This window comes from Streptomyces sp. NPDC091412 (genome assembly GCF_044756885.1).
Classification (GTDB): domain Bacteria; phylum Actinomycetota; class Actinomycetes; order Streptomycetales; family Streptomycetaceae; genus Streptomyces.
In genome coordinates this window covers 25036-45533 of the sequence record NZ_JBIVTV010000029.1, presented here as the reverse complement: position 1 = coordinate 45533, position 20498 = coordinate 25036, and the positions used below count along the sequence as shown (strand labels likewise).

Below are 20498 nucleotides of genomic sequence, written 5' to 3'. Positions count from 1 at the left end.
TGCCGCAGTAAATGCCGGATTTACTGCGGCGGAGCCCCTAGCGTGATCGCCGGGACCTGCGGCGGCCGATTCCGGCCGCCTGGGCGAGGTGTGCACATTTACTGCGGCAGTGAGCCCTTTCCAACCTGCCGGTTTGGGTTGGCAGTTGGGCTGACACACAGGCGAATTCCCTGGTAGATGGGTTTTCGGCCAAGAAATCCGTCTCCACCAGAGGCTTCGTTTGCTTGTCTACCCGTCCGGCGTCGACGTCCAAAACTGACGATCATCGTTGACACCTGAATCTCCGATCACTACGGAGATCCCCCTGCCGAAGTCCATCCCCGTTCCTCGACTACGTGCTGCAGCGCCTGCCGTTCCAGGTCGAGGTCATCCAGACCGACGACGGCGCCGAGTTCCAGTCCGCCTTTCACTGGCACGTGCTCGACAAGGGCATCGCCCACACGTACATCAAGCCCCGCATCCCGCGGCTGAACGGCAAGGTCGAACGCTCCCACCGCATCGACGCCGAAGAGTTCTACCGACTGCTCGACGGCGTCGTCATCGACGACGCCGAGGCCTTCAACTACAAGTGGCGCGAGTGCTCAAAAGCCCCAGGGTCATGCACCGTCCCGTACGACCGCTAACCTCTCAGCGTGACGAGAGAGCAAGGCCCCGAGACTGACCCGATTCGCCGCCGAGCGTGGGTTGTGGTCGTGTCCGTCGCATTGCGTGCTCTGCTCGGCCTTGCTGTCTGGGGAGTCGTGACTCTGGCACTTTGGCACTTCGAAGACGGGGTCGACAGAACGATCACCTTCGCGGTCCAGGTGTTCGCCGCTGCCCCAATGCTCGGGCTCTACATCGCCGAGCCACCGCGCCGGCGCGTTGGATGTGCAGTCGCTCTCGTGGCCGTACTCGTGATGGCAGTGCTCGGCCTTGCAGTGCAGGCGTGGCTCTCCCCCACGCACCATGTGGGATTCCAGGTAGGCGGGATCATCGGGGTACCCGTTGGCGCAGCCCTGTTCGCTTTGATCGTCAGCCGGGCCAAGGCTGCCTGATCGCCCACCTGGGCTGCCGACCACTCGGTACCCGCTGATATGGCGGCGAGTGATCGAGCGGCGGGGTCGCTCGTCGCGGCTGATCCCCCTCGATGCGAACTATGGGCATGGTGGTCGCTGAGGCCGGTCAGGCACGTCAGCTGATTGCTTGGGGCTGGCAGCGGTTGGTCCTGGGCGCGGGGGTTGCTGCACTTCCCTGCTGTACAGCAACCAGATGCGCCATGTACAACATCGCCATGACGACTCAACCGACGCGGGCCATGTGGTGGGCCGAGATAGCGGTCTTCCTTACCGTCGCCGGCGCGACCTTCACGGCGATTGCTTTCCTGATGTCGTTGGCAGCCGGAGGCCGCCACGTGACCCTCGACGGCGGGGCGTCGATTCTGTTGATCGCGCTGTCCATCGGCGTAGGCATCTTCGTGAGCGGCCGATTCAGGGCGTGGGGGTTGCGTCGCAGAGCCGTGTGCCACACGCAATCTTGAAACCCGTCGTGACGCGAGTCACCGTGCGCCTGTAAGCACTTTGGTTGGCTCCGCCATACGGACCGACCTTGGCGCCATCGCGCGTAAGCCGCTGGCTGAATTCTTGATCATGGGGAGTCCACGCGCGTACCTCGTGACGAACCGATGACGCTGCGCATGCTTTCCGTGTAGCCGAGTGCCTATTTGGGCTGACTGAGACTCTCCAGTTCGCCGCGGATGGGATGGCGTGCAGTGATCGTCCTGCCTACGATCCCAGGATGGCTGGAATGTCAATCATCGTGTGCCTGCCCGGTTCGGCCGTGGGAAGGGTCGACGAGGCGGTCGCGGAGGCGATGATGCCCTTCGCGCGAGACGGTGTGGGCGCCGTGGAACGGGATGTGTGGGACAGCTTTCGGATCTGTGGCGGGTCCATGGGCCTGCCGGTGCTGGCCGACCACGAGGACGACCCGCGGCTGATCGAGGATCGTCCCCGCTGGGACGGCACGTTGGAGCCCGGTCTGCCCGGAATATGCGCGGGTGGGCCGAGGGGGCTGATCGATTTCCGCGATGCCCTCCGAGCGAGGGGCGCCGAGCACGCGGGCCGGGTCTGGGATCGATGGCAGGAAGTAGCTTCCCGCCACCCGGCTGCGGACGACGAGTCGGTGTTCTTTTACCGTCACCTCGCCGCCGCAGGGACCAGGGCCTCGTACGAAACGTCCCAGGAGGCCGCCGCCTACCGTGCCCAGCCGGCCGTCCACGCCTGGGCCGAGGTCGCGCCGACATTGGCCCGGCCCGATATAGCGGACCACTTCTCCTTCGGCTGGGACGCGGTCGGTATCGGCCAACGCAGCCGCGAGGAATACGTCGCGACCTACGAGTTCAGCCTCTTGCCTTCGCGCAACGTGCTGACCCTAGGCGGATGGTGGTACGAACTGGACGAAGCGCCCCAGCATGGCGCATGCCACAGCCGCGCCGATTGCGTCCACGAGCCGGACGTCAACGAGGGGCACCAGGGTGTCCAGTCCTATCTCCTCGCACTGCCCGCCGACACACTGCTAGTCAACGTACGCTGCCACGTCTGACCCGACCGACCGTGCCATGCCCTCCCGCATGCTGCCTTTACCGACGCCGAGTCGGGGGCCGACGGCATACCCGGCAACGTGCGTTATCACTCCGGGGGCTCTCGCAGATCTCTCACAGATGCTCATTTATGAGATTGCCGAGTAGCCGAACTGCAACCGGACGGGCGCCCGATCGGAGTGCCTTGCCGGGCGCCAAGTCGCGGCGAAGGCCACGGGCGTCCGACCTCCCGCACGTCGCCGTAGTACTCCTCCTGCGAAGTTGTCTTTCGCTCCGCCTGTGTGGTCGGAACCGATCTGTGCGCTCAGGCGGGCTGACGGAGTGCGCTGACCAGTGCGCGCGGGTCGTCTGCGTGGAAGCGGATGGTGTGGGCCTCTTCCGTTGCGCCGAGCGGGCGAGTGAAGGAGAGTGGCCGGTTCAGCTCCAGGGTCACCGAGGTCTGGCTGCCCACGATCAGGTCGAGGACCCCGTCCTCGGAGAGGGTGATCAGACGGCCCTCGGGGTAGCGCCGGTCGACCCGGACCGAGGCGACCGCGTCATCCGCCACCTCGTCCTGCAGGCCCCGGCCCCCGTCATCGCCAAGGCGCTCGGTTACCACGACAGGACAGCCACCCGGCTGGTCACCGCGAAGCCGGAGGGACCTGGAGCCGATACGTTCCCGGCGACGCCAGGTGATTCCGATCAAGGGCCTTGTTCACTGAAGCGCAGAACAGGTACACCGTCCCCAGAGCTTCGGAGTCGAAGACAGTCTGTCCGACCGCCACCGAATCGACCGGACCGCACACGCCTTCGACCATGCCGCTCAACACATCAACGGCGACCGCCGGATCACCGCCCGGATCCCACCGGGCATGCATGAGCGCAGCGCGCATGGCCTCTGCCAACTCCGTGGCTGAGGGCTCCGCCAGATCACTCTCCATCCCCGCATCGTCCCAACCTGGCCCGCGGAAAACTACCCTGACCAGCTACTCATCGTGACCGATGCCGTGAAGTCCCTGTGAATACACGACACATCAACATGCGAGCCCACCAGTCCCGAGGCCGTAGGACTCCAGGACCGACAAAGGAGAGAGCACCGTGCAAGATCAGATCGCACGGGCCGCTCGGGAGTCAGGACAAGACTGTGAGGGGACCTTTGGCCGGCTGGGGCGATGGTGGGCGGGATGGGAGCTCCCCGCGCACGCCACGATCAACCCTCAGTCGGGAACGGCGCCCCCTCCATCCCGGTGCCGTGCAGTTCCTCCACGGCGCCACCGGGGTCATGGTCGCCGACACTGCCGATGGCTCCTGGACCGTTCCTCCCGGGCGGGCGCTCTTGATCCCCGCTGTGACCCGGCACCGCGTCCGGATGCTCCAGGTGAGCACCCGGAGCCTGTACATCGAGCCGACGGCCGTGCCGTGGTGGCCCGCCACCTGCACGGTCGTGGACGTGCCGCCGCTGCTACGCGAACTGCTGGTGGCGGCAGTCGAGTTCGTGCCCAACTACGATCTGTCCGGACGCGGCGGACACGTCGCGGCGCTCTTTCTGCACGAGATCGCCGCGCTCGCCCCGCTTCCGTTCCACATCGGTCTGCCCGCTTCTCCCGACCTCGCGGCGCTCTGTCGCGCCTACCTGGCGGCCCCGGACGTGACCGTCACCAATGCCGCGTGGGCCGCGCGGACGGCCGTGAGTGAACGTGCCTTCACCCGGCGATTTCGCAGGGGGACAGGAGAGAGCCCGGCCCATTGGCGGGCCCTCGCCGGGCTGTTGGCGGCACTCCCCATGCTGCGTTCGACCTCCGTCACCGAAGTCTCGGGTCGGCTTTGCTGCGCCTCGCCTGCGGCGTTCACCGCCGCCTTCACCCACGGCTTCGGCGGACCGCCGTCCCGGTTTCACCGCTCGTCACCGTGACGGCCTGCGGGGCCTGTCGCCGGACAGGATCATTTCCGGGAAAGGCTCACTGTGCTCATGTGCAAAGTCGGCACCCGGGACCTGCTCGCCCGGCTCTTCGGAGTCAACGGCAGCACTCTCGCCAGGGCCGTTCACCCAGCCCGGTCCTTCCCGGCCGAGCCCGGCCGCACCGATCCGCCCTCGACGGCCAGGTTGCCGCATTGTGGACGCGACGTGAAGATGCCACACGCTGATCATCTTATGAGTAACATGCCGGATCGTCTGCTCGTTGTCGACCGGAGCGAAATGCCCTGCTTCCCTTGGTTCCCAGTGTGCCTGGCGTGTCCGTGTTCCGTTTCTCGGTGCGAACCTGCCGCGGGACGGGCTCCTGGGAGCGCGGAGTTCCGGGAAGCAGGCCGTCCCACGCGGTGGCCGGCAGACGTGCGCGCCTCTCCCTTACCCACATCGCCAGGTCTGCCTGTCGGGCGTGAGCTTCCGCTGCGTCGCCCGATGCCGGCCGGGGCCTGGCTCTGACCCTCCGAGGACCCCCTATCCGTGACATCAAATCCCGAAGCTGCCCTTGCGGTGTTGGGTGCGACAACCGCAGCGGGCGCTGTCGCCGCAGCGGCTCTCGCCAGATCTCGCGCGGGCCTGTCGCGTCGCTGTGCGGCGCTGACCCGGCAAATCGCCGAGCAGAATGAGGCGTTGGCAACCCTCCGGGCCCGCGAGAGGGCGCAGTTCGAAGAGTTGCGCCACTTGGTGAACAACCGGCTGCCCGCCGCCGCTCTGCACTTGATAAGCGATCATCATCCCGTGCCCGACGGCCTGTTGAACGACGACAGCGACTTCGCGGTGCAGGCCCAGGCGGCGCACGACCTGTTCGTGGAGACTCTGATCGGTGAGCGCGGCCGTATCGACTCCGCCGCCCGGGCGGCACTGCGCGGCGCCTGCACGGCCATCCAGGCCCAGAGCTTCCGGCTGCAGACGCTCATCGACGAGCTGCAACGCGACTGCCGCGACCCGGAGGTCGTCAGGGAGTATTTTCGTATCGACCAGCTCAACGAGCAGGTCCTCCGGCTGGTGCAGAAAGCGGCCATCGTGAGTGGTTCGTGGCCCGGCCTGGTCCGGCCGGACACCCACCTCCCCGACGTCGTCGCCGGAGCCACGTCGCGTCTGAACGGATTCGAGCGGATCCAGGTCCACACCAAACTGCTGGTCGGCGGGGTGGGCGTTGTCGGCCGGGCCGCAGAACCGGTGGCGGTGGCTTGCGCCGAGCTGATGGCGAACGCGCTGGAGTCCTCACGGGGCGACTTGGCGGTGGAGGTCACCCTTCTGCAGACGGACAACGGCAACGTGTGCATCCAGATCGACGACGCGGGCAAGGGGATGACCCGCGAGTCCGTCGCGCGCGGCACCCGGCTGGTGACCGGCGAGAATGCCGGCAAGCTGCTGCTCACCGAGCTGGGCGACCCTCCGGCTCTGGGTTTCGCGGCTATCGGGCAGCTGGTCGCCGACCACGGCTTCCACGTGTCCGTCGATCAGGTCTCCCCCTATGGCGGGGTTCGTGCCGTGCTGGCGGTTCCGAAGCATCTGCTGACCACCATCGATGAGCAGGCGGAGCCGCCGTCGGCGATGGCGGCCCTGCCGGCCCCGGCGCCGCGCACGCCCGTACCTCCTGACGCCGCGGAGCGCGGGGAGGGGTTGCGTGACGTCAGCGCGCCGTCTCCGCGTGACGCCAGCGGGCTGCCCCAGCGCCGCCGCCGGAGCGGATCCTCCCGTGGCCGCTCTCTGACGCGTACGGCTCGACCGGTGGACCCGGATGCGGCTGGCGCCGCATGGGGTGACTTCGAGCAGGCCGTTGCCGCCGGACGTGACGCAACCGACTCTGAGAACAAGGACAAGTCTTGACCCAGTCAACTCTCAGTGAGCAGATACCCGACCCCTCCTGGGTCCTGGGCCCGATCATCGAGATCGGCGTCCGTCATGCTCTGATCCTGTCCGCCGACGGCATCGTCGTCGGAGCCTCGGGCAGCCTCGGCCGCGATGACTCCGAGGGTATGGCGGCCATGGTGTCCGCCCTGCACGGCGCCGCGCGCGCGGCGGCCGTCGTCTCGCTCCAGGCACCCGAGGAGACTCCGATCTCCACCATTACGGTCCAACTCGACGCCTCTGGAACGCTTATGGTCATGCCGGCCGGCGGAGCCAACGCGTTCATCGCCGCTTCCTTCGGCACCGATGTGCCGATGAACATCGTCGCGCACACTCTCGCGCGGCAGGCGAAGAACCTCGGCGAGGCGCTGATGTCCGTACCCACGCGCTCCCATGGCCCGTCATCATGAGCCCGGGCCCGGCGCGACGACTGGTCCCCAGTTACCTGGCCACGGGAGGCCTCAGCGCTCCCGAGCACAGCACGCTCGAAGACCTGACGGCCTTGACCGCCACCGGCCGACCTGCGCTGCCCCATCACACACCCGCCCATCAGCGACTTCTCGACCTGGTCAGTGACGGCGGGCTGACCGTGATGGAGATCGCGGGCTATCTGCGTCTTCCGATCGGCGTGGTGAAGATGCTCGCCGCGCAACTGGTGTCCGACGGTCACCTGCGTGCCGCTGCGCCGCTTCCGGACGCCCTTGCTCCCACCGCTCACGCCGGACGGCCCAGCAAGGCCCTCCTGGAGGAGGTTATGCATGGGCTCCTCGCCCTCTAGTGCGCCGGTCTACCTGCCGGACTCGAACCACGAACGGGTGAAGATCCTGGTGGCCGGGCCGTTCGGTATCGGTAAGACCACGATGATCCGCACCCTGTCGGAGATTCCGAGCCTCCACACCGAGGAGGTCATGACCGACGCGGCGGCTCATGTCGACGAGCTTGCGGTCGCGGACAAGAAGACCACCACGGTGGCCATCGACTTCGGCCGTCTCACCATCGCCCAGGGGCGAATCGTCCTGTACCTGTTCGGCACGCCCGGGCAGCGGCGGTTCAAGCCCCTGTGGAGCGACTACGCCCGTGGGGCCCTGGGCGCACTCGTCATCGTGGACACCCGGAGACTGGCCGACTCCTTCGAGGTCATGGACCTCATAGAGGAGAGCGGCCTGGACTATGCCGTAGCCGTGAACCAATTCCCCGAATCCCCCACCTATGACGAGGAAACCCTCCGCGTCAAGCTCGACGTCGAGGATCACACCCCCATGGTCATCTGCGACGCGCGCGACTGGGACTCCAGCCTCAACGCGCTGCGAGCGCTGGCCGCCCACCTCGTCACCCGTGCCGGAGGCGATCTGTGACCAATGCCCCCAACGCTGTACCGCTGTACGGACCGGAGCATGCCGTCGACCCTCAGCGCAGCTACCAACTGCTGCGAGCACAGGGCCCGGTGGGCCGCGCCGAGATCGATCCCGGCGTCGTCGTATGGGTGGTCACCGACTACCGGGCCGCTCTCGACCTGTTGCAGGACCCCGGCACCTGGACCAAGGACACCCGGGGCTGGGACACGACGGTGCCGGCGGACAGTCCGGTCAAGGAGCCCTTGCAGTGGCGGCCCAGCCTGTTCTTCGCCGACGGCGAGGAACACGCGCATCTGCGGAAGGTCATCACCGACAGTTTCGCGCTCCTCGACCCCCAGTACCTACGGGATGTGACGCGACGTCACGCGGACACGCTTCTGGACGAGTTCGCCCATACGGGACGGGCCGACCTGGTCGCCCAGTACGCCCGTAGGCTGCCGCTCATGGTCCTGAACACCTTGTTCGGCATGCCGGACGAGGGCGCGGACCAGCTCATGTCGGCAATCGAGGCGATGATGAGTACGGTCCCGCAGGCCAAGGAGGCGGGCGAGCAGGCTCTCACCGCGTATCTGGGCGGCCTCTACGCCATGAAGAGCGCGCGGCGCGGCCGCGACCTCACCTCCTGGTTCATCGACCACCCGCACGGGCTCAGCCCGGAGGAGGTGATCAACCAGGTACTGATCACTCAGGGCGCGGCCTACGGCACGCTGGCGGGCCTGATCGCCAACACCCTCGCGCAGATGCTCTCCGACCAGCGGTACCGGGGCACTCTCACCACCGGGAGTCTGCCCATCAGGCACGCCATCGACGAGGTGCTCTGGGCGGATCCGCCTCTGGCCATGTACAGCCTCCACCGCGCGCGGCGCTCCGTCACGTTCCACGGGCGCGCCATCGAGGCCGGAGAGCCCATCATGGTCTCCTACGCGGCGGTCAACACCTGCCCCCACGCCGGTCAGGTGAGCGACGAGCAGCGCTCCGACTACAAGGCACACCTCGCCTTCGCGGCCGGTCCGCACTCCTGCCCCGCCGAGGACATCGTGTTCGTGGTGTCGGTCGCGGCCATCGAGCGGCTGATGGGCAGGCTGCCGGACATCGAACTCACCGTTCCGGCTGCCACTCTGACGTACCAGCCAGGCCCCATCTATCGCGTTCTCACCTCACTGCCCTGCCGTTTCACTCCGCAGACACCGGATTCACGGAGATCAACGCGGGGTAGCGTCCCCGTGTCCGCTTGATCTACATCACCAACACCGACAGCTGACCGACCGCCCCCGGGGTGCAAACCCGGGGGCCGTGTTCTGCCCGGCCACGGGAAAAGGGCGAATTTGCCTGGGATTCTCGCTTCAAGGAAGGTACGTGCATCGATGGCTGGTACCGCGTGGGACACCGATATTCCGACCCTTATATCCGTTCGTGACGATGTAGACGCGGTACTCGAGGACTTCGTCGTCGTGCAGGAGCGGGCAGCACTCGGCCCGGAAATGGCACCGCTGTTCACCACCGTCCGCCGACTTCTCTTCTCCAACGGCAAGCGACTGCGCCCCTTGCTGTGCGTGGCAGGATGGCAGGCCGCAGGCGCATCGGAAGACTTCCACGCGGTCCTTCGCGTCGCCGCCGCCTTGGAGCTGTTCCAGACGTTCGCCCTGATCCACGACGACGTCATGGACGACAGCGATACCCGCCGCGGACGGCCCTCGGCCCACCGCGCGCTGGCCGCCGAGTACATGAGCGGCGGTGGGCGGCTCAGCAAGGCGGAGGCGCACGGCCGGGGTGCCGCCGTCCTCCTCGGTGACCTCTTGCTCGTGTGGTCGGACGAAATGCTGGCGGGCGCAGGGCTCGGAGCCGGGACACGGGCCCGGGTCCTGCCGCTGGTGGACAGCATGCGCGCCGAGCTGGTCTACGGGCAGTACCTGGATCTGCTGTCGACCGACCGGATGTCCGGCGACGTCGAGGCCGCGCTGCGGGTCGCCCGGTACAAGACGGGGAAATACACCGTGGAACGGCCCCTGCACCTCGGCGTTTCCCTGGCCGGCGGCGATCCGCAGCTGCTGCAGACCTGCACCGATTTCGCCATCCCGCTGGGAGAAGCGTTTCAGCTGCGCGACGACGTGCTCAACGTCTTCGGTGATCCGGTACAGACCGGCAAGCCTGTCGGAGACGACATCCGTGAGGGCAAAGCCACCGCGCTCCTGGCTCTCACGGTCCAGGACGCCTCCGGGGCCGACCTGAAGCTGCTCAGCACCCTGGTCGGCAGCCCGGAACTGGGGAGCGAGGACATCGACCGGGTCCGCACCGTCATGGAGACCACCGGCGCCCGGCAGCGGGTCGAACAGATGATCACCGCCAGGCGCGACACCGCTCTCGCCACGCTGGAAGAAGCAGACCTGCCCCAGGACGTCGCCGAGACGCTGAAACAGATCGTATGGATAGCCACGGAAAGGCAGTCATGAGATCCATGTCCCACCAGGCGACCCCGATACGGGCACGGCACACGAACAGCTACGTGGAGCGGGCCCAGATTTTGGTGACGTCGGTCGACAACGATCCCTGGGGCAACGTGCGTCCCTCCGTGTATGAGACGGCCCGGGTGACCTCCTGGGCACCATGGCTGGAGGGACACGAACGCCGTCTGACGTGGCTGCTGGAGAGGCAGTCCGCCGCCGGCACTTGGGGAGAGGGCCCCGCGCCGTACCGGCTACTGCCGACGCTCAGCGCCACGGAAGCCCTCCTGTCCACGCTGCGCCAGGACACGGCCGCAGGCGTCTCGCGCGAGCGGCTCGCCGCGGCTGTGGACAACGGGCTCGCAGCGCTGCGGGACCTGTCCAGGACCGGTGGGTGGCCGGACACGGCGGCCATCGAGATCCTCGCCCCCGACCTGGTCATCCTGATCAACGACCACCTGGACCAGCCGGAGGTCGCGGCCCTGCCCCGGCTCGGCCCGTGGGCCCGCGGGCAGCGCATGGCTCAACCGCGCGGATTTCAGGCGGCGCTGCCCGACCGCGTGGCCGAGCGGTGCCAGGTGGCCGGCGGTGTGCCACTCAAGCTGCACCACACCTTCGAAGGGGTCGCGCGCCGCCTGCCGCAGATGGTGCCTGGCGTCCCAGGCGGGCTGCTGGGCAGTTCCCCCGCCGCCACCGCCGCCTGGCTGGCCACCGGACCCGGCGCGGGCCGGGAACAGGCGGTCACTGCGCTGACCGCCGTGGCGGAGCGTTATGACGGTCTTTTCCCGGAGGCCACGCCGATCTCCGTCTTCGAGCGGCTCTGGGTCGCCGCCGCCCTGGCCCGTCCCGGCCTGCCCGCCACGTGTGTGCCACCCGTCCGCGCCTGGGCTGCGGAGATCTACGACGCCGCCGGCGTACGCGGCGCCCCGGGCCTGCTGCCCGACACCGACGACACCGCGATGGCGGTGCTGGTGTCCGCCCTCGCCGGCTCACCCCGCGACCCCTCCCCGCTGTCCGCTTTCGAGGCCGGCGACCACTACGACTGCTATGTCGGCGAGGACACCGGCTCCAGCACAGCCAACGCCCACGCCCTCCAGGCGCTCACCTCCTGGCTGAGCCACCAGCCCACGACAGGTGACGTTCTCCAGGCCCGTATGGACCTGACCCGCGACTGGCTCCTCGCCCAGCAACAGCCCGACGGCGCCTGGTGCGACAAGTGGCACGCGTCCCCCTACTACGCCACCGAACGGTGCGTCACTGCTCTCTCCGGGCACACGGGCCCGACCACCCGCGACGCCGTCCGCTCGGCCGCCGACTGGGTACTGGCCGCTCAGGGCGACGACGGATCCTGGGGGGTGTGGGGTGGCACCGCCGAGGAGACCGCCTATGCCGTGAACATCCTTCTCAACTCCCCGGATCACGCGGGCAGGCCAGAGGCCGCCCAGGCCCTGAAACTCGCCGAGGACATCCTGCGCGAAGCCGTCCACTCCTCCGGCCACCACCACCCTGCCCTCTGGCACGACAAGACCCTTTACGCCCCGCAGGCCATGGCACAGGCCGAGGTGACCGCCGCGCTCGAGCTGCTGCAGACACGCCGGCCCTGAACCGTCCCGCCCCCCTTCAGCCCGGATCACAGACGGAGGCACCAACCGTGAACGCCGACCTGCACGTTCCGCCATACGCTCCAGGGCGTGTGCCGCTCATCGGACACGCGGTGCCTCTGGCAAGGGACCGTCTGGCCTTTCTGCAGCGCCTGCGCGAGCACGGGCCGATCGTGCGTATCGCGATCGGCCCGAAGACTGTGACCGTCATCAACTCTCCCGAGCTCTTGCAGGAGATGCTCACCAGCAAATCGGGGCACTTCAGCAAAGGGCTCCTGTTCGAGAAGCTGAAACTCTTCGGCAAGGATGCCCTGCCGGTCGCGGAGGGCAGCCGGCACCTGAGGCGCCGCCGCCTGATGCAACCCGCGTTCCACCACCAACAGGTCGACCAGTACGTCCGGACCATGCACACCACAGTCGATCCGATGATCGCGGCATGGCAGAGCACGGGGCCACTGGATCTGAAGACCGAGATGCAGTTGATGACGCAGAACGTCGTCATGGGGGCCTTGTTCTCCACCACTCCCGACCGCGACACCGGGCACGCGATCCTCGAGAGCGTCGACACCCTGTTCGCCGCGGCGCTCCGCCGTGCCCTGCTGCCACTTCCCCTCCTCGAACGGCTGCCGACCCGGGGGAACCGGCGGGCGCGGCGTGCCGGCCATGTGATGCGTGCTGCTGTGGGTGAGGTCATCGCCGACCACCTGGCACGGCCGGAAGCCCACGACGACATCGTGTCTCTCCTTCTGTCCGCCCAGGAGCCGGACGGTACGCCGCTGGCCGACGAGGACATCCTGTCCGAGGTCACGGGCCTGCTCGCGGCGGGTTCGGAAACCACTGCGGTCACCTTGACCTGGCTGTTCCACGAGCTGGGCCGTAACCCGGACCTGGAGCAGCAGTTGCACCACGAGGCCGACACGGTCCTCACGGACGAGCCCTTGACCACGAAGACTCTGACGCAGCTCACGTTCACCCGCAGACTGGTCAACGAGAGTCTGCGCCTGTACAGCCCGGCATGGCTGGTGACCCGTCAGACCACCGAGCCCGTGCGGCTCGGAGCCGTGGATCTGCCGGCCGGGGAGGACATCGTGTGGAGCCCCTACACGTTGCACCGTGATCCCGGCCTGTACCCTGACCCGCTCCGCTTTGATCCCGACCGTTGGCTGCCAGAGCGTCCGCAGCCCCCGAAGGGGGCGTTCATTCCGTTCGGGGCCGGAAAGCGGCAATGCATGGGCAACGAGTTCGCCCTGGCCGAAGCGACCCTGATCACGGCCCTGATCGCGTCCCGCTGGCGGCTGCGGCCCGTCCCAGGACCTGCCGTTCGGCCGGTCGGAGCGATCACCCTGCATCCGTCCACGTTGCGCATGACCGCCGAGGCGCGGACGCCCGTGCGCCGCCACCGGGAGGCCGTATGACCGGCACCGGCGATGCGGCGACGATGCTGCCTCAACCAGACTTCACCGCCACGTTCCCCGGTCCGTTCCCCGCGAGTCCGCACGGGAATCACACGGAACGCCAACTCCTCGGCTGGCTGGACGAGTACCCGCTGCTCCCCTCCGCCAAGGCCAGGAGTGTTCTGGTGAACATCACGAGTCACGGGGCATCGCGTACCTTCCCGACCGCCGACGCGGACGATCTGGTTCTGTTCGCGGAACTCCTGCTGTGGCTCACCGCGTTCGACGACGTGCACGGCGAGGGCAACGCCGCCGGCGACCCGGCTGCTCTTGTCGACCGCTCCGCTGAGCTGATGCTTGTCCTGGCCGGCGGCAGCCCGCCTCCCCTCAGGGGCCCGTTCCCCGCCGCCCTGTACGACCTGCTTGCCCGCTTCCGGGCCCGGACCGGCCCAGCCGCGTACCTCCGACTTGCCGCAAGCCTGCGCGACACCATCATGGCTCTGGTCTGGGAGGCACACCATGTGGCGGAGCCGGAGAGGGTTGCGCTCGCGACCTATCTGGAGATGCGTCCGCACACCGTGTTCGTCAGGACGATCATTGCTGCAGCGGAGATTGTCCTGGACTACGAACTGGCGGACGCGCAGCGGGCGCTGGCGCCGGTGCGGCACCTGGAGATCGCTGTGGCCAATCTCGCGGGATGGATCAACGACTTGGCCTCCTACGAACGTGAGGTGGCGCGAGGGCCGGTGCAGCCATTGAGCCTGCCCACGCTGCTGCGGGCGCGGCACGGCGGAAACCTCCAGGAGGCGTTTGCGCACGCCGGCGGTATGTGCGAAAACGAAGCAGCCGTCGCCCGGCAATGGATCACAAGCCTCGCCTGCGATCCCCCGAGCACGCTCACAGCCCACGCCCGCGCCCTGGAGGGCATCGCCCGCTCCTTCATCTGGCACACCAGCCATGCCCGATACCAAGGCCCCGAATGCGGCCCTGCCCGGTCCGTCCGCTCACCTTGACGACCAGCGGGTGTGTCGGCGCTCGTACGACCTGGACCGGCTGGTGATCACCCCGACGCCAAGGCCGCACTCACCTTTCCGTCGCCACATGCGTCTTGGTCCAGACCGGTGGCCGAGTGCCGGCCCCGGGCCACCAGGACACCGTCGGCGCATCGCCAGGCCCGCACCTCGGCCGCCGGACCGGGCAATCCCTCCGGCTCCGCCCCGCGGCAGGGGCGGAGCAGTGATGCGCCAGCGAGCGCTTCACTTAGGTCGCCGAGTGGCCCCGCCGCGGCTTGATGCCGATGGACAGCGACGCTTCGCAGGGAGCGGGTGGTGCACGCAACCTGCGGAATCGACTGGGCCGAGGACCACGTGCGCCACGAGGCACTTGAAGTCGAGCGGGGGTGAGAGACCTTCGGCTCCTGGCCGTCGCAGCGGTCGGGTGAAGCTGAGGGCAGCTTCAGCCCGTGTCGGACCAGGGCCGAGCCGATACCGCGCCTGTGGTGCTCGGGCATGACGGCCAACGGGCTGCGGTTTTGAAGGCCGAAGTATGCCCTCGATTCCGGGGGTCGCGGTCAGGACTGCCGCCACCGTGCTGGTCACCGTCGGCGACGGCACCAGCTTCCCCACCGCCGCCCACCTGGTCTCCTACGCCGGCCTCGCCCCGACGACGAAGTCTTCGGGAACCTCGATCCACGGCGAACACGCCCCGAGCGGCGGCAACCGGCAACTCGAACGCGCGATGTTCCTGTCCGCACTCGCCGCCCTGCACGATCCCGTCTCCGGTACCTGCCACGACAAACGCCGAGCCCGCGGCAAGACCCATACCCAGGCCCTTCTCCGCCACGCCCGCCACCGCATCAGCGTGCTCGAACCTGCGGGCGAGCGCCTGACGGTCGATGTGACGCGGCATGGCGAACGATGCGCGCGGCGCCCAGCCGCTTCGCGGCGATGACCATGGGTGGGGGCGGCTGACGACGTTGGTTCAACCATGGGTCGCAGCGCCCGCGCCTGAGTCGGCCACCCAGTCCCCGTGCGACGGAAGCCCCTCACGCTCATCCCGCACCGGGCTCAGTGGCCGGTGCGCTCGCCCGAGCGCTTGGGTGGCGTGCACGCCCTACGAGAAAGACCGACATGCCGACCAGGCACCACACAGCGAGCACGACATAGGGCTCGATGTGCTGGTTGTGAGGAAAGTAGATTGCGTTGCGCTGAGCACTCACCGATGCGCCCGGTGGCAGGAACCGTCCCAGAAAGCCCAGGACCGGAGGGAGCAGCGGCCAGGCAACTGCGCCTCCGGAGGAGGGGTTGCCGAGGATGACGAGCAGCAGCCACGTCGGCAGAAGTGCCCAGCGGCCCAGGAAGGTGTGGAACGCAGTAAAGATCATGCCGGCTGTGAACATGGTGAGCGTACAGATGCCCCACGACTGGGCAAAAGGCAGCCGCACCACGCCGAGCACCCAGTCGGACATGGCACAAATGCACAGGCCACCCAGCGCGGAATAGCCGACGGTAGTGGCGATCCGTTCGGCGGGGCGCAGCGTTTGGGCATGCACCCCGAGCTGGATGGCACCGACGAAACCCAGGATGGTCGAGCCCAGGGCGATGTAGAAGAGCCCGAGCCCCTGGGGGTCAGTGGCCGGAAGCGGCTTGATATCCCTGACCTGGACGGAGATTCCGAGCGCCCTGCCCACCTCCGGGGCGCCTTGGCCGAGGACCCGGGCGACCGACGCACCCGCCGCGCTCGCCACGTCGACCTCCACGCCGGCCGGACGGCGCTGCAGGATCGCGAATTCCCTCTGCGCGTCGACCGCGGCGAGCGCACTGCCGTAGTCGGAGTACGGGTGCAGGACCAGCGAGGTGCGGAGCGCGGACTCCAGCGCACCGACGAACCGATCGCCGCCGGCCGACTTCCCCGTCACCGCGACGGGGATACGATGCGGTACGGGATTGGCCATCGCCCAGCAGTAGGCACCGACGAAGAGACCGGCCAGTGCGGCGACGATGAGCGAGATCACCACCGCCGGCACGAAGCGCGAGGACGTCAGCCGCGACCATCCACCCTGACGGGGCCGCCGACGAGGCTCCGCTGCGGACCGATGTTCGCCCATAGCTGTGATCGTATGGGGGGCGAAGTGCAGCGTCCGGCTGCCGCACCGGATGCGTCGCCTTGACCTCGGTCTTATGACCTGCCGCAGCTTCGTCGCCGAACCGCTGATGGCCGAGTACGACGGCCTGGCCCGCCGCAGGTCGAAGCTGCGGGCCAGGGCGGCGAACCTTCCCCCGGGAGAAGGCCCCGCTGACCTCAGGCTTTTCGACGCCAGCCCCAACATCGCCCCAGCCACGATCCATACGCTTGCCAGCTCCGAGTGGATCAAGGAAGGGCAGCCACTCTGCCTGATCGGTGGCTCCCGCACAGGCAAGTCCCCCAGGTAGCAGTGCAGCGCTGGCAGGTGCGAACACAGCGCGTCGACCGGCGGTGAAGTCGCGGCGATGAGCATCGGGGCCGTCGCGGAACGCTTCGGTCTCTCTCGCCACGCACGTCCTGCGGCACTGGGAAGCGATGGACCTCCTCGCCCCCGACCGCGACTCTGCCGGCCGACGTCGCTACAGGGTCGACCACCTCACCCGCGTCGCCGTCATCCTCCGCGCCCAGGAAGCTGGACTGTCCCTCGACACCATCCGCTCCCTGGCCGCCACGGCCGACCCCGCGAAAGCGGCGGGACATCCTGCAAGAGCAGGCCGCGGCCTTGTGCTCCCGCATCGCCACCGCACAGTACTCACTCGAGCTGATCGAGTGCGCTCTGGACTGCGATCACGAAGACTTCACCTGGTGCGCACACTTCAGGCGCCCCTGCCCATGTCCCGGTCTGATCCGGCTCCGGAGGGAGCCGGATCACTCCAACCGGCCCTCTCACAGCAGTCGGGACGTCAGCGCGCCCAGACCAACGGCGAGTTGGGCTGCATGGTCGACGCCGCGGAGCCTTGACCGTGCCACGGCGGCAGCCCCGGCAGACGATGACGGCGCACAGGGCCGCCGGCTGGGCGGGAGCCTCCGCCGTCTCACTTGATGAGCTGGGCGGGCCGGGTCGCGATGTGGAGCAGGTACTCCAGTGGGCCGCGCCGGAACAGGCGGGTCCAGACCGTCGCCAGGAGCGTGGCGCCCGCGATGAAGCCGAGCAGTACGGGCAAGGCAGCCATGGTCCCGTCCTCGACCCTGGTCACGTGCCAAACGTCGGTGAAGAACCAAAGAGCGACGATGTGCAGAACGTAGACGGTCAGTGCTGTCATACCGACCGCCGCAATGGGTGTGGCCAGACGTGTGAGGCGCGGCATGCGGTCGGCGACCGTCAGACACGTGGCCACCACCAGGAGAGCGATGCCCGTGCTGCCGAGGATGGAGAAGGTCGTCTGGCTGTGCGGTGCGGCCACCAGCAACCAGGCGAGCGGGGTGCGGTTCTGTGGCTCGCCGACGGTGTCGGACCACCACGCGGACGACGCCGAACCGCCGTCCGTGGCGGCCGCGACGGCGGAGAGAGCGTGGGGGACCAGGCGCAGGGCCAGCCAGGAGCCTCCGTAGCCAAGGAGAGCGAGTGCCCCGCCGGTGAGGGCAAGCCGGGAGCGGATGCGGGAGCAAGAGAGATCGAGCCGGGCCACCGCCATGCCCGCGATCAGGAACGGCATCCAGGTGAGAACCGGATACTCTCCGGTGAACAAAAGTTCGATGATGCCGTTGGTGTTGCTGATCCTGGCCAGCGGGTCGCCGGCGGTGATGGCATCCGCCCAACTCCCCTCCTCGATCGATTTCCTTACCGCGTACAGGACTTGGGGCAAGATGAGTGCGCCCGCGCCGGCGATGAGTGCGAGCGTCCGTGCCCGCAATCTGTACAGCGAGAGAGCGGACAGGAAGAGCAGCCCGTAGAAGCTGAGGATCACATCGACCTGGGTGTCCAGTGCGGTCAAGGCGTAGCCGAGCACCAGAAGGATGACGGCGCGGATCACGATCCTGACGACCGCCTGCCGGCCGTGGCGCCCTGTCCTCGGATGCGGGCGGCCGGTGATGATGACCAGCGAGAAGCCGGCGAGCAGGGCGAAGAGGGCGGAGGAGCGGCCCCGCGCCATCTCCAGGAGGATCCCCATCGGTCCGCCCACTGTCACGTCGGGTCCAACATGGGCGGAGTACATGCCGAAGACGGCGAACCCGCGGGCCAGGTCGATACCGATGAGCCGGCCCGTCGACGACGCGCTGACCGGGGTGGACGAGCGATCCGTCCCGAGCTCACGTGATACCTGTGCCGACAGGGTCAACGATGCGTTCTGCGTCATGCCTTCAAGGTCGACCGACCAGTCGTCCCAGCCACCCCGGCGACTTTCCAGAGGCGCCCCGTCGACTGGCCGGAGTTACCTGGCCGACTGGCCGGACCCGCGCCGCCGTCTGGCGGGAAACGCATGTCGGACGCCGACAGACGGCTTCCGGCGTGGTAAGGATCGAAAGGCGGGCATGCGACGAGCGGAGCGCACGTGATCCGGGTACTGGTGGTCGACGACGAAGCCCTGATCCGCTTGGGCTTCACGCATATTCTCAACGCTGTTGGGGACATTGAGGTCATCGCCGCGGTACCTGGCAGTCAGGCCGTCCGGACGGTGGGCGAGCTGCACCCTGACGTGGTCCTGCTGGACATCCGGATGCCGGACGTGGACGGGCTCACCATTCTGGCCAACATTCGCCGTATCCCCGATCCTCCAGTGGTGGCCATGCTCACCACGTTCGACACCGACGAGTACGTGGCGACCGCCCTGCGCTCGGGCGCCGCCGGTTTTCTACTCAAGGACACCGACCCCGAGCATCTCCCCTACCTGGTACGAACCCTGGCCGAGGGTGGGACCGTACTGTCGTCCAAGGTCACCCGCACAGTGGTGGACGGCTTCCTCGACAAGGGTGCGCACGAGCCCTCCGCTGTCCGACTCACTGCCCGGCTCTCTGAACGCGAGCGTGCCGTCCTCATACTCATAGCAGCGGGGCTCGCCAACACCGACATCGGCGAACGGATGCACCTGAGCACCGGCACCGTCAAAGGCCATGTCAGCGCCGTTCTCAGCAAACTGCGGGTCAGCAGCCGCGTCGAGGCGGCCTTGATCGCCGAACGCGCGGGCCTCCTGCCGCCACCACGGGATGGGGACACCCATTGAACGTCCGACGCCCGCCGGCTCGGTTGCTGGACGCCGCCCTCATCGGGGCGTCGTTGGCTGATGCCTGGGCCCACATCGAGATCGAGGAGCACGCGGCCATGGCCTGCGCGCTGCTCGCCGCGCTTGCCCTCGCGCTGCGTCGCCGCCTGCCACTGACGACCTTCGTGTTCACACTCCCCACCGCCATGGTCTCCGACGCGGTATTCGCAACCTTGGCCGCGCTGTACACGCTCTCCTCTCTCAGCCGCCACCGCATCCTGCTGGCCGGCTGCGCCCTGGCCTACGCGATCACGGACTTCCTGCCCTGGCCGTGGTCGTCCCTGGAGGCGGCCGACCTTGCCGAGACCTCGAGTCTGGTCCACCTCACCTACACCCTGGCCGTCTCAGTCGCCCCCGTCTTCCTGGGCCAGCTCGTGCAGGCCCGACGCGAACTGTCCCTTCGACTGTCTGAAATCTCCGAGGCCCGCGAGCACGAGCGGCTGCTGACCGCCCAGAGCGTCCTGGCGAAGGAACGCGCACAACTCGCCCGGGAGATGCACGACGTGGTCTCCCACCAGGTCAGTCTCATCGCGGTACAGGCCGGAGCACTCCAGGTGGGCAGCCGGGATCCCGAGACCAGAAAGGCCGCGGCCACGATCCGACGGCTCAGCGTGCAGACCCTGGACGAACTGCGGCACATGGTCAGCGTGCTGCGCGCATCCGGCAGCCGCCCCACAGAGCTCACTCCCCAGCCTTCCATCGCCGACCTGCGGCAACTGGTCGGCGGCAGTGGAATCGAAGCGGAACTGGAGACGGACCTGCCCGAAGACCTTCCGCCCGGCATTCAACGCGCTGTCTACCGTTCCGTCCAGGAAGCCTTGACCAACGTCCGCAAACACGCCCCCGGCGCCACGGCGAGGGTACACATCCGCCACAGGGACGGCGCCCTCCACACCACCGTCATCAACACCGCCCCCACCCGGCCGGCTCTACCCCTGCCCAGCGCCCACCACGGCCTCGCCGGCCTGCGCCAACGCGCTGAGCTCCTCGGCGGTACGATCGCCACCGAGTGCACAGTCGACGGTGGGTACAAGCTGCATGTGGAGCTGCCGATGCAGCACAGGCCGCCCCCGGCCAGCGCTGCGCCCCAACTACCCAACTGAGTGGGC

General features: G+C 68.2%; 19 protein-coding genes and 4 pseudogenes. 19 read left to right on the top strand and 4 right to left on the bottom strand.

Annotated elements, in window-relative coordinates; translation table 11 throughout:
• Positions 1 to 335: 335 nt before the first annotated feature.
• The 4 genes from ACIQMV_RS36530 to ACIQMV_RS36515 all read left to right on the top strand — a co-directional run bounded on the left by ACIQMV_RS36530 (position 336) and on the right by ACIQMV_RS36515 (position 2577).
• A complete protein-coding gene (locus ACIQMV_RS36530; protein ID WP_402597382.1) occupies positions 336 to 623 on the top strand; it encodes a hypothetical protein in 288 nt (95 codons plus the stop codon).
• Positions 624 to 632: 9 nt separating this feature from the next.
• Complete coding sequence (locus tag ACIQMV_RS36525) at positions 633 to 1034, top strand: hypothetical protein (RefSeq protein ID WP_402597381.1); 402 nt, start codon at positions 633 to 635, stop codon at positions 1032 to 1034.
• Positions 1035 to 1255: 221 nt separating this feature from the next.
• Complete coding sequence (locus ACIQMV_RS36520) at positions 1256 to 1516, top strand: hypothetical protein (protein WP_402597380.1); 261 nt, start codon at positions 1256 to 1258, stop codon at positions 1514 to 1516.
• 266 nt (positions 1517 to 1782) lie between these two features.
• Complete coding sequence (locus ACIQMV_RS36515) at positions 1783 to 2577, top strand: hypothetical protein (protein ID WP_402597379.1); 795 nt, start codon at positions 1783 to 1785, stop codon at positions 2575 to 2577.
• 302 nt (positions 2578 to 2879) lie between these two features.
• On the opposite strand, the pseudogene ACIQMV_RS36510 reads toward ACIQMV_RS36515, so the two are convergent.
• A pseudogene (locus ACIQMV_RS36510) lies at positions 2880 to 3122 on the bottom strand (hypothetical protein); the annotation flags it as partial.
• 73 nt (positions 3123 to 3195) lie between these two features.
• Positions 3196 to 3495 carry a hypothetical protein gene (locus ACIQMV_RS36505; RefSeq protein ID WP_402597378.1) on the bottom strand — a complete coding sequence of 100 codons (300 nt, stop codon included), beginning with the start codon at positions 3493 to 3495 and terminating at the stop codon, positions 3196 to 3198.
• A 314-nt stretch (positions 3496 to 3809) separates the two neighbouring features.
• Here ACIQMV_RS36505 and ACIQMV_RS36500 point away from each other — a divergent pair.
• From ACIQMV_RS36500 to ACIQMV_RS36450, 11 genes and pseudogenes are all read left to right on the top strand, one after another.
• Positions 3810 to 4466, top strand: a pseudogene (locus ACIQMV_RS36500) (AraC family transcriptional regulator); the annotation flags it as partial.
• 534 nt (positions 4467 to 5000) lie between these two features.
• Positions 5001 to 6353, top strand: coding sequence for an ATP-binding protein (locus tag ACIQMV_RS36495; RefSeq protein ID WP_402597377.1), 1353 nt, complete (start codon positions 5001 to 5003; stop codon positions 6351 to 6353).
• Complete coding sequence (locus ACIQMV_RS36490) at positions 6350 to 6784, top strand: roadblock/LC7 domain-containing protein (protein WP_141365634.1); 435 nt, start codon at positions 6350 to 6352, stop codon at positions 6782 to 6784. Before ACIQMV_RS36495 ends, ACIQMV_RS36490 begins: the two co-directional genes overlap by 4 nt.
• Positions 6781 to 7152: a DUF742 domain-containing protein gene (locus ACIQMV_RS36485; protein ID WP_401783363.1), complete on the top strand. Its 372-nt coding sequence runs from the start codon at positions 6781 to 6783 to the stop codon at positions 7150 to 7152. Before ACIQMV_RS36490 ends, ACIQMV_RS36485 begins: the two co-directional genes overlap by 4 nt.
• Positions 7133 to 7729, top strand: coding sequence for a GTP-binding protein (locus ACIQMV_RS36480; protein WP_401783361.1), 597 nt, complete (start codon positions 7133 to 7135; stop codon positions 7727 to 7729). The genes ACIQMV_RS36485 and ACIQMV_RS36480 overlap by 20 nt, the downstream gene beginning before the upstream one ends.
• A complete protein-coding gene (locus ACIQMV_RS36475) occupies positions 7726 to 8964 on the top strand; it encodes a cytochrome P450 (RefSeq protein ID WP_401783358.1) in 1239 nt (412 codons plus the stop codon). The genes ACIQMV_RS36480 and ACIQMV_RS36475 overlap by 4 nt, the downstream gene beginning before the upstream one ends.
• A gap of 90 nt (positions 8965 to 9054) precedes the next feature.
• Complete coding sequence (locus ACIQMV_RS36470) at positions 9055 to 10179, top strand: polyprenyl synthetase family protein (RefSeq protein ID WP_402597376.1); 1125 nt, start codon at positions 9055 to 9057, stop codon at positions 10177 to 10179.
• Positions 10176 to 11774: a prenyltransferase/squalene oxidase repeat-containing protein gene (locus ACIQMV_RS36465; protein WP_402597375.1), complete on the top strand. Its 1599-nt coding sequence runs from the start codon at positions 10176 to 10178 to the stop codon at positions 11772 to 11774. The genes ACIQMV_RS36470 and ACIQMV_RS36465 overlap by 4 nt, the downstream gene beginning before the upstream one ends.
• Before the next feature lie 47 nt (positions 11775 to 11821).
• A complete protein-coding gene (locus ACIQMV_RS36460) occupies positions 11822 to 13186 on the top strand; it encodes a cytochrome P450 (RefSeq protein ID WP_402597374.1) in 1365 nt (454 codons plus the stop codon).
• Complete coding sequence (locus tag ACIQMV_RS36455; RefSeq protein WP_402597373.1) at positions 13183 to 14178, top strand: hypothetical protein; 996 nt, start codon at positions 13183 to 13185, stop codon at positions 14176 to 14178. The genes ACIQMV_RS36460 and ACIQMV_RS36455 overlap by 4 nt, the downstream gene beginning before the upstream one ends.
• Before the next feature lie 532 nt (positions 14179 to 14710).
• A pseudogene (locus ACIQMV_RS36450) lies at positions 14711 to 15115 on the top strand (transposase); the annotation flags it as partial.
• Between the two features lie 100 nt (positions 15116 to 15215).
• On the opposite strand, the gene ACIQMV_RS36445 reads toward ACIQMV_RS36450, so the two are convergent.
• On the bottom strand, positions 15216 to 16271 hold the full coding sequence (locus ACIQMV_RS36445; RefSeq protein WP_402597372.1) for an ABC transporter permease: 1056 nt from the start codon (positions 16269 to 16271) through the stop codon (positions 15216 to 15218).
• A 73-nt stretch (positions 16272 to 16344) separates the two neighbouring features.
• Here ACIQMV_RS36445 and ACIQMV_RS36440 point away from each other — a divergent pair, with 73 nt between their 5' ends.
• Both ACIQMV_RS36440 and ACIQMV_RS36435 read left to right on the top strand, forming a co-directional pair.
• On the top strand, positions 16345 to 16596 hold the full coding sequence (locus ACIQMV_RS36440) for a hypothetical protein (RefSeq protein ID WP_402597371.1): 252 nt from the start codon (positions 16345 to 16347) through the stop codon (positions 16594 to 16596).
• Positions 16597 to 16653: 57 nt separating this feature from the next.
• A pseudogene (locus tag ACIQMV_RS36435) lies at positions 16654 to 17012 on the top strand (MerR family transcriptional regulator); the annotation flags it as partial.
• A 211-nt stretch (positions 17013 to 17223) separates the two neighbouring features.
• Here the strand turns inward: ACIQMV_RS36435 and ACIQMV_RS36430 are convergent.
• Positions 17224 to 18486: a DUF418 domain-containing protein gene (locus ACIQMV_RS36430; RefSeq protein WP_402597370.1), complete on the bottom strand. Its 1263-nt coding sequence runs from the start codon at positions 18484 to 18486 to the stop codon at positions 17224 to 17226.
• Between the two features lie 195 nt (positions 18487 to 18681).
• On the opposite strand from ACIQMV_RS36430, the gene ACIQMV_RS36425 reads away from it, so the two are divergent.
• Together ACIQMV_RS36425 and ACIQMV_RS36420 are read left to right on the top strand one after the other, a co-directional pair.
• A complete protein-coding gene (locus tag ACIQMV_RS36425) occupies positions 18682 to 19350 on the top strand; it encodes a response regulator (RefSeq protein WP_402597369.1) in 669 nt (222 codons plus the stop codon).
• Positions 19347 to 20492 carry a sensor histidine kinase gene (locus tag ACIQMV_RS36420; protein WP_402597368.1) on the top strand — a complete coding sequence of 382 codons (1146 nt, stop codon included), beginning with the start codon at positions 19347 to 19349 and terminating at the stop codon, positions 20490 to 20492. Before ACIQMV_RS36425 ends, ACIQMV_RS36420 begins: the two co-directional genes overlap by 4 nt.
• Positions 20493 to 20498 lie beyond the last annotated feature (6 nt).